This window comes from Veillonella sp. KGMB01456, assembly GCF_023051165.1.
Classification (GTDB): domain Bacteria; phylum Bacillota; class Negativicutes; order Veillonellales; family Veillonellaceae; genus Veillonella_A.
Map to the genome: position 1 here is coordinate 1 of NZ_JALKIG010000060.1, position 8301 is coordinate 8301.

Here is an 8301-nt window from a genome sequence, read left to right on the forward strand (position 1 = left end):
ACTGACGATCTTCGCCGTGACAGGGCGACATGTTAACCGCTACACCACGGGGCCGCAATACCGTTGTTTCAGGTACTTAAATATAATAGCACGATTTTAATTTGTGTGCAAGAGGCAAAATGAATTTTTTTACATTTTTTTGTGAGGAATATTAGAAAACGAGATATTGTATAGAGATAAGTACGAATAAAGCACACTTATCCCTATACACTAATTAGACCACTCTAGCTCTACACTACTCTCAAACGCCACTACTAGACTTACATACTTTACAGCATCAAATAACACGATAGTATATACAACTATTAAAATTGGCTCTTTTACAGAAAAGCCGAAATAAAGCTTATAAATGATACTCTCATACGCACAAAACTGATGATATATGAATGTACAATTTTGATTAAATCAGTATAAAAAGAGAGGATATTTCATACTATTTATTGACAAATGAATAGTAAACCAAACTAGTTTTACACTACTCTCAAACATTTGTCATAACGTTCCGTTAGCGCGTACGATTGGAGACCAAACTAGTTTTACACTACTCTCAAACGTCATTGTTATACATTACAGCATATGCCGGATTGGAGACCAAACTAGTTTTACACTACTCTCAAACATCATCTTTAGTTCATCATCGTTAAAGAAAATTGGAGACCAAACTAGTTTTACACTACTCTCAAACTATATTATATCCTTGCCGCCAAAAATTGGCATTGGAGACCAAACTAGTTTTACACTACTCTCAAACGTAGTATTTCGCGCCGAATCCTGCCGACCTATTGGAGACCAAACTAGTTTTACACTACTCTCAAACTGTATCCATTGATACCGTTTAACCATGGCTATTGGAGACCAAACTAGTTTTACACTACTCTCAAACGGACGGCGGAAATAAAAGTATGGGACGTTTATTGGAGACCAAACTAGTTTTACACTACTCTCAAACGCATTTCTCGAACCCATATATCCTCTTTTCATTGGAGACCAAACTAGTTTTACACTACTCTCAAACTCAAGCCGGCGCGAGTATTCATAAAATGCGATTGGAGACCAAACTAGTTTTACACTACTCTCAAACCTTTCACTTGTTGGGAGTCTTATGAGTATAATTGGAGACCAAACTAGTTTTACACTACTCTCAAACATAGCGAAAACAAACAGACTTATACGGATAATTGGAGACCAAACTAGTTTTACACTACTCTCAAACTTCATAGCAAGGTCATACATGATTTCTCTTATTGGAGACCAAACTAGTTTTACACTACTCTCAAACAAACTACACGGAACAACAAGGTTTATTGTAATTGGAGACCAAACTAGTTTTACACTACTCTCAAACTTATGATTTCAGGCGTTCGCGTAAAACCATATTGGAGACCAAACTAGTTTTACACTACTCTCAAACCCTTTACTTTCTTTATTACGGCTTTTTGTAATTGGAGACCAAACTAGTTTTACACTACTCTCAAACCTAACACCGGCGCCGTTGATTGTCTTACGTATTGGAGACCAAACTAGTTTTACACTACTCTCAAACATGATACACAAAGCCATGCGCCGCCATGTTATTGGAGACCAAACTAGTTTTACACTACTCTCAAACAAAGCGGGCGTATATCGTGTAATGACTTGCATTGGAGACCAAACTAGTTTTACACTACTCTCAAACACGGCCACCTGCGCCTTCTGCTCAACCGTAATTGGAGACCAAACTAGTTTTACACTACTCTCAAACGCCATCTTTATAACAGAGCCCGTCAATTTGATTGGAGACCAAACTAGTTTTACACTACTCTCAAACATACGTCACCTCTAAATACTATACCTTAATATTGGAGACCAAACTAGTTTTACACTACTCTCAAACCCCAAATTGCATTTTTACCCAAAATGCTGAATTTAAAGATTTGAGAGATTTTTCAGCTTACGAGGCAGGTGTAATTCTAGTCAGTCAGTTAAAACACGCATAAATCCTTATCTAAAGTATATAATACTTCTAATTCTTGAACAACTGAAATCTCTTCCGCATCACTACCTTCTATACAAAAAACAGGTATTTTTTTACACAAAATTGTCTCAAAAAATAATTCCAATTCACTATTTGTCATAAATTTACGCAGATTGAGCATAACTAATAACTTTGGCCGGATCAAATCCACGACTACTTCAATAAAACTAATAACTTTACCAATATCGTCAAATTCATCATCGCAAATCATAAAATTCCCCAACTTTACAATATCCTGTGCAGTTATGAGATTATTATAGGTTACATCAAGGCTTAAACTCCCCTCTAAAGCCATAAACAGTTCTTGAATCTTTTGATTGATTTCAAATAAAAGTCCTACATCTTCCGTCGCAATAGAAGTTAATCGTTGATTTAACTTAGTTAACAACGTTTTATTATTTACATCTAAATCAAAGAAATCACTAATGATATAACAATCTTTCTTAATGTCCAATAATTTATTGGATTCTGATAAGGTCCACTGCGTATCTTCCCCTTTAGTGGCCTTAATAAATTCACATGCAAGTGAGCGAAATAATTTTCGATCTTCTATAACTAATGTAGTAATAGAATTGGCAGAAAAATCGAGCTCTAAGTCTAAAGATAAGTAAGTTAGCTTCATAATATCAATAACCTATCCGTTGAATTTACAACTTCCGTAGTCACTTCACCAACGAGTGTTTCCATTTTAGAAAACTGTTTTTCCGTTATAACCAGCATTTGTACTAAACCTTCCGGCGGTTTTTGCCATCGCACATAAGTCATAACTTTGTTAGCTTCAGTTTGATTTAAAACTAATTTTGCATAAATCGACTCTTGCATCATATAAAAGCCGGTGGAAAGCAGAAACTTCCGAAATGTTCTATATGCCTTTCTATCTGCTGACGTTGCCACCGGCAAATCAAACATAACTAGTACTCTCATATATCTATAGCTCATACTCCACTAACCTTATTAAATTAACATCATTTTCATTCAATGCATCAAATATACTCTTACAATATATTTTTATCGCAGCACTTAAGTATTGGCGATTTCCATCAATTTTAACTTGTTTATTTAATAAGTCAATTAATTCTAATCGCTCTTTACGTGTGAAATTGCTATGTTTTAATCCCACAACATATTTATCTACAATCCCCCTGAGCGGTTCTATTACATCACAGCTTAAATTGAACGGGTTATATTGATTACAATGATTTATACCAAATTGAGTCAAATATCCCATGGCTACGATTTCCCGATTAATAGCAGACAGTAAAATTGTATAGCCATAATCCAAGGCCGCATTAATATTAGAAGCATCATCTCGCGTAAAAAGCTTGCCAAATAGGCTGTTAAAATATACTTTCGCCGCATGACCTTCTCTGTGAGATTCATCATTAAACATCATATCTGACACATACGATTCTATGAGACTATATTCTTCTTTTTTTAACCTCTTTAGTAGTTTAGCCTGATTATTTATTTTTTCACGCACCAATACCGTCCAAACCGCTTGCTTTGTTTTTTCATTCCATGCAATTTGGTCACGGCAACATTTACTTGTATTATGGCTACCATATAGTGCAACCAGTTCACTGGCCGGATTAAATTTCTCATCACAAAATACGACTTTAACCTTAGCCTTAGTCAATTGGTTGAGCAAGGCGGCGGTCAAACTGACCGCTGTTGAAGCTACTATCAATACTTGCATTTCACTTACATAGACTCGCTCACAACCAACATCTTTACGAATTACCATATAGTTCATTTTAAAATCTAATTTTGCACGACTATCAACTACAACAATACGCCACCCCATATATTAACTCCTTACTTGCTCAATAATCGCTAAATAATTCGTATTTCTTTTTCTTGCAGACCTGTTACAGATTGAGTTATAATTGTAAATTCACTTAAACCGGTTATATTCATTCCTAATGTACTTCTTGATGCCGATACACCAATAGGTTTAAGTGCATAGGTCGTTTTTTGTTGAGTCAACAAGTTTAAGATTTCCATCAGCATTTTACACTGTTCTATTAATGTCATCGCAACAAATGCTGTAATTGTAGTCTCTTTTTCTAACTCATTCTCTCTATTAGTTTTTAATCCAACAAATGCAGGCTGTTTCATTTTTTCTGTTAACGCTTTATAAATAATCATATTAAACTCAGGACTCACCTGATCAGGTTGAGGCTTATAATTTCCGTTCTCTGCCACTCTGGCAATATATTTTTCAACAGCTTTTATTTTTTTTGCAATATTGTCTGGCAGTACTAAAGATATAGCTGAATCAATATATAAACTATTATTGGTTTTGCCACCTAAATAATACATAACACCATTAATTCGAACCAAAGAATTCATACATAGCTTTTTATAAACCAACTCTACCCTATCAAACTTTTGCTTATTCATAATTTCTTCGCCATAAGCAACATAATCTTCCTTAGAGTTTAACGTACCTGCTTTTAATACAGGAATAGAAATAATGTGAGTTTCAAATTCTTCAGAGTTCTTCTTATAGAAACGGAAAATACTGTAGTAAGCAATTTTTATACTTGTGAACCCACCGTATTTTTTAACATCACTTAAAATTGCATCACTTGATTTTAACGGCACATAGCTTTCGGATTTAGTTACACTTGCTTTATAAATAGTAGCATAATATAGAGCTCCTGTTTGTTCAACTAGCATCCTAGTTACTTGTACATCATTATTGCGCATCATTTTTTTAACCAAATTATTATCGGTTTTAGGATTCCAAATCTCTTTATTGCCTACTTGCAATAGATAATCAAACATATGGTTCAAACTATATGGACGTTTTTTATCAGATCTTGCATTTTTAATAAAGTTACGAGGATTATTTGTAAACTTTTCATGGTAAACATTACCTACCACAATGTTTAGGTAAGCATCTTTTGCATGATGATGAGCATTTAAACTGCGTAATTTAACAAATTCTCTTTCTTGGCGAAAATCTGATACATTTTCAGCTTTAACATAGCAGATGGTTGTATCCGGATATAAACGCTTCAACAAATTAGTAACCGCTTTAACCGATTGATTAGTTTCTACTAATTGGCGATTAACAAAACCTGCCAATTCATCAGCTGTCAACGGAGTCGTGCGAACCAGTCTTTCATATTTTCGTTCGCTGATTAAACCTTGTTCTAATAGTTGCTTCCATAGGCTAATACATCTATCTTGTGTATCTTTTTCAATCGGGTAGATATCTTTCTTTTCACGATTAAGCTCTGCTTTAACTAATACCAAATTATCCCAACTATTATCCTTAGTTACACTACGAGGATAAATATGATCAATATCGTATTTAGACGTAAACAAGTCACCGATACTTGTTATTTTTTCGCCCGAATACATACAGCGTCCTTGTTGAGTGTAGTACAAAAATAACTTTTTAGAATTAAAGTCGCCTGCATCACGCTGTTTAATTTCTTCTGTCCAATTACGTCCTTCATCCTTAATTGTTTTATATAATTGTAATAAGCGTTCTTTTCTTGAATCAGTTTTTTTCTTTTCTGCTCGATTTGTTCGGGCAACTTCCACAAATACTTTTTTAGGTACACTACCGCGTAATTTTGTAATTTCATCTAAAATGCGTAATGTCTGCCAAACAGAACGCTTTACTGCCGGTGAAATGTATAAATCATCAACTAGCTTATAGTCTACGATATCTGTTGGCTCTGTACGTTCTTTATTAAACTCTTCGACCGCAGCTAAATATGTATTATGCGAACTTAAAACTTCCATCAAATTCAAAGGTTGTTGTTCCATGCATTCCAAAATACTACACTCAGGATTATCACCCGCTACGCCTTTAATTCCTTTTAAAAACATAGCAGATAAACGGCCCCAATCACGATATTGTAGTTTTAGAATCTGTTTTTTCTGAGTCTCACTTAAAACATCACCAAATTCTGTTTCCAAGGTACTTAATAATACTTTTTTAGCTTCACCAAATAAAGTTACATACCGAATAATCTGTTCCGCCATTGTTTCATCAAAACCATCACCTAGTATGCGAACCATATCGCGATACGATTTTAAATCGCTCTTAATATCTACATCTAAGCCTGTAAGGGCACCTTTTCCATCTGTTCCACCCAAATGTTTCAAAAATTCGCTAATACGCTTTTCAGTCATTTTTCTGTGTTCTTTTTCAAAGCAATCTTTTATAAATGATTGTTTTGTTTCGTAAGACAAAGGTTTTCCATCATAGCGCAAATTATTAAGCTCATTAAGCAAAGAAAATTTAGAATAAGCCAAGGAATATTTAGGTAAAACATCTTCACCGATTAAATAGGTGCATTTATTAGTTAAATTTTCAATAAAGGCTGTCGCAGAGGCACTGATATCCACTTTATCTTCAAAGTTCCAAGGGTATACTTTCCCCGGGGCCTTACGAACAACCCAAGCAAACCCATTGTCTTTATCCTTATGTGCAGGATTTAAAGGCCCTACAAAGTAAGGAATACGGAATGTCAATAATTTTAATATTTTTTGTGCTATTGTAAAGCCCGAGCCATCAGTTTTGTTCAAAAATGGATATTTCTCACTTGATACATTCAAAATCTGTTCTAATTCTTCTTCATGAATCTGATACGGAATAACCCCATTTTCACGAACACGTAACAAAGGCAAAAAGCTGTCTAAGTCCATCAATTGTATAATGTTAGCTTTTGCTTCATTATCAGTAATATCTGTTATTGTTTGCTTTAAAAATTTATAGAACTCATCACGGGAACAACGTTTATTGAATTCACTTTTACCTATATAGGTAATGTAGTTGTTTAAGTTCTTCTCATCATCACGTAAAACCCGATTATATAAAGCCTTATTACTTTTTAGTAAGTCTTTTAAACTTTCTAAGTGTTCATGATGTTTTTCAAATGTTTCAACTTTTGCCTCAGATAAGTACTTGCCATCCGGTTTAATATTTGATAACAACAATGTATCATATAAAGTCTTACAACCATCTAAAGCAAATAGACTCTCCCCTAAATAAGGTTCATATTTATCCCGTTCTTCCCAATATTCTTTTCCTGAAAATTCTACCGTTCTAATTTCTGAATCTAATTCTTTATATTCAGGTTCATTAAATAAATCGTCTAAATTAGCTTTTAGCCCCAATACTAAGCTCGCAAATGCTTTAGCCTGTTTTCTATATAGTTTATCTGTTGCCAATTCACTAATTTGTTTGGCAATATCACTACGTGTAATCCCTTTATTGGTTAATAGTTTTACTAATGCTGTATCATCAATATGTTGTTTTAGACCGCTAAATTCATTACAAGCTAATACTCGTTGTAATATATCAGTAAGACCACCTGTGGTTTTTAATGTTTCACCTTCATGTAAGAAATTGCCACGATATTTTATGATATGATGAATTGCTAAAAATAATAAACGAATATCTTTAGCGGGTGCTTTCATTAAAGCTACTCGCAGATGATAAATTGTTGGATAGTCTATATGATAATCTTCATCGGTAAACTCTTTATCATTAAATAAAAAATATGGGTCTGAAACGGTTTTATGCTCTTGGCGATACTGACTTTCGTGTAAGCGTTGATAAAAGGCTTTATCAACTTTTGAGATTTCTTCAGCAAACAAGTCTTCCAAAATCATCAACCGATCATTACGTCGATTCAATCGACGACGCCCTGCACGATGAACCCGACGTTCCTCTGCCGTTTTTCCTTCTTCAAATAAACGACTCCCCCACATTCGATGATTTTTTGCGCGTAATATCTCATACTTTTCATTGGTAACTGCCCATCCCACTGAATTTGTTCCAATATCTAAACCTACAAAATAATCCCCTGTTTTTTTGTTTTGAAACCTCATAATACTCCTCCTAAAATTTTTACACTATTTAAAATTACATATTACCAGTCAATCTATTCAATTTTTAATTTTATAATTGACAAATTTTATTTTTACACTTATTATAAAGATGTACTAGTTGAGACCAAACTAGTTTTACACTACGAGTTCAAATAAAGATTTATCGAAGGGTTTTGCCTTATTCGGCAAAACCCTTTTATTTATGCCATTTTTGGGGGCTTGTCTAAAATTTTAATTTACCTAAAAGTTGTGCAATAGGTGAGTAACAAAGAATAATCTATCCCCGACCTAAGCCTAACTTTAGCTTTTTTTACATTTAAAATAAATCCGGATTAAATAATAAAAAGAGACGCAGATCAAATTATGCGTCTCTTTTTAGGCTTATAGGACAAAAAGTGTGTGTGGCTTTTTTAGTTAATCCCAATAAA

4 protein-coding genes and 1 CRISPR repeat array are annotated in these 8301 nt (G+C 33.9%); all 4 genes read right to left on the reverse strand.

All coding sequences use genetic code 11. The features are described 5' to 3' along the window. Window positions 1-451: 451 nt before the first annotated feature. Window positions 452-1873: direct repeats of the CRISPR family, unit length 36 nt; unit sequence ATTGGAGACCAAACTAGTTTTACACTACTCTCAAAC. 88 nt (window positions 1874-1961) lie between these two features. From csn2 to cas9, 4 genes are read right to left on the reverse strand one after another with little or no spacing between them, the layout of a single operon-like run. Further along, window positions 1962-2636 carry a type II-A CRISPR-associated protein Csn2 gene (gene csn2 / locus MXE28_RS10900; protein ID WP_226974558.1) on the reverse strand — a complete coding sequence of 225 codons (675 nt, stop codon included), beginning with the start codon at window positions 2634-2636 and terminating at the stop codon, window positions 1962-1964. Next, entirely contained in the window at window positions 2633-2938 is a 306-nt protein-coding gene (gene cas2 / locus MXE28_RS10905; RefSeq protein ID WP_021841194.1) for a CRISPR-associated endonuclease Cas2, read from the reverse strand. The genes csn2 and cas2 overlap by 4 nt, the downstream gene beginning before the upstream one ends. Window positions 2939-2942: 4 nt before the next feature. Continuing rightward, window positions 2943-3818: a type II CRISPR-associated endonuclease Cas1 gene (gene cas1, locus MXE28_RS10910; protein WP_226974557.1), complete on the reverse strand. Its 876-nt coding sequence runs from the start codon at window positions 3816-3818 to the stop codon at window positions 2943-2945. A 29-nt stretch (window positions 3819-3847) separates the two neighbouring features. Then, entirely contained in the window at window positions 3848-7873 is a 4026-nt protein-coding gene (cas9, locus tag MXE28_RS10915; protein ID WP_226974556.1) for a type II CRISPR RNA-guided endonuclease Cas9, read from the reverse strand. Between the last annotated feature and the right edge of the window lie 428 nt (window positions 7874-8301).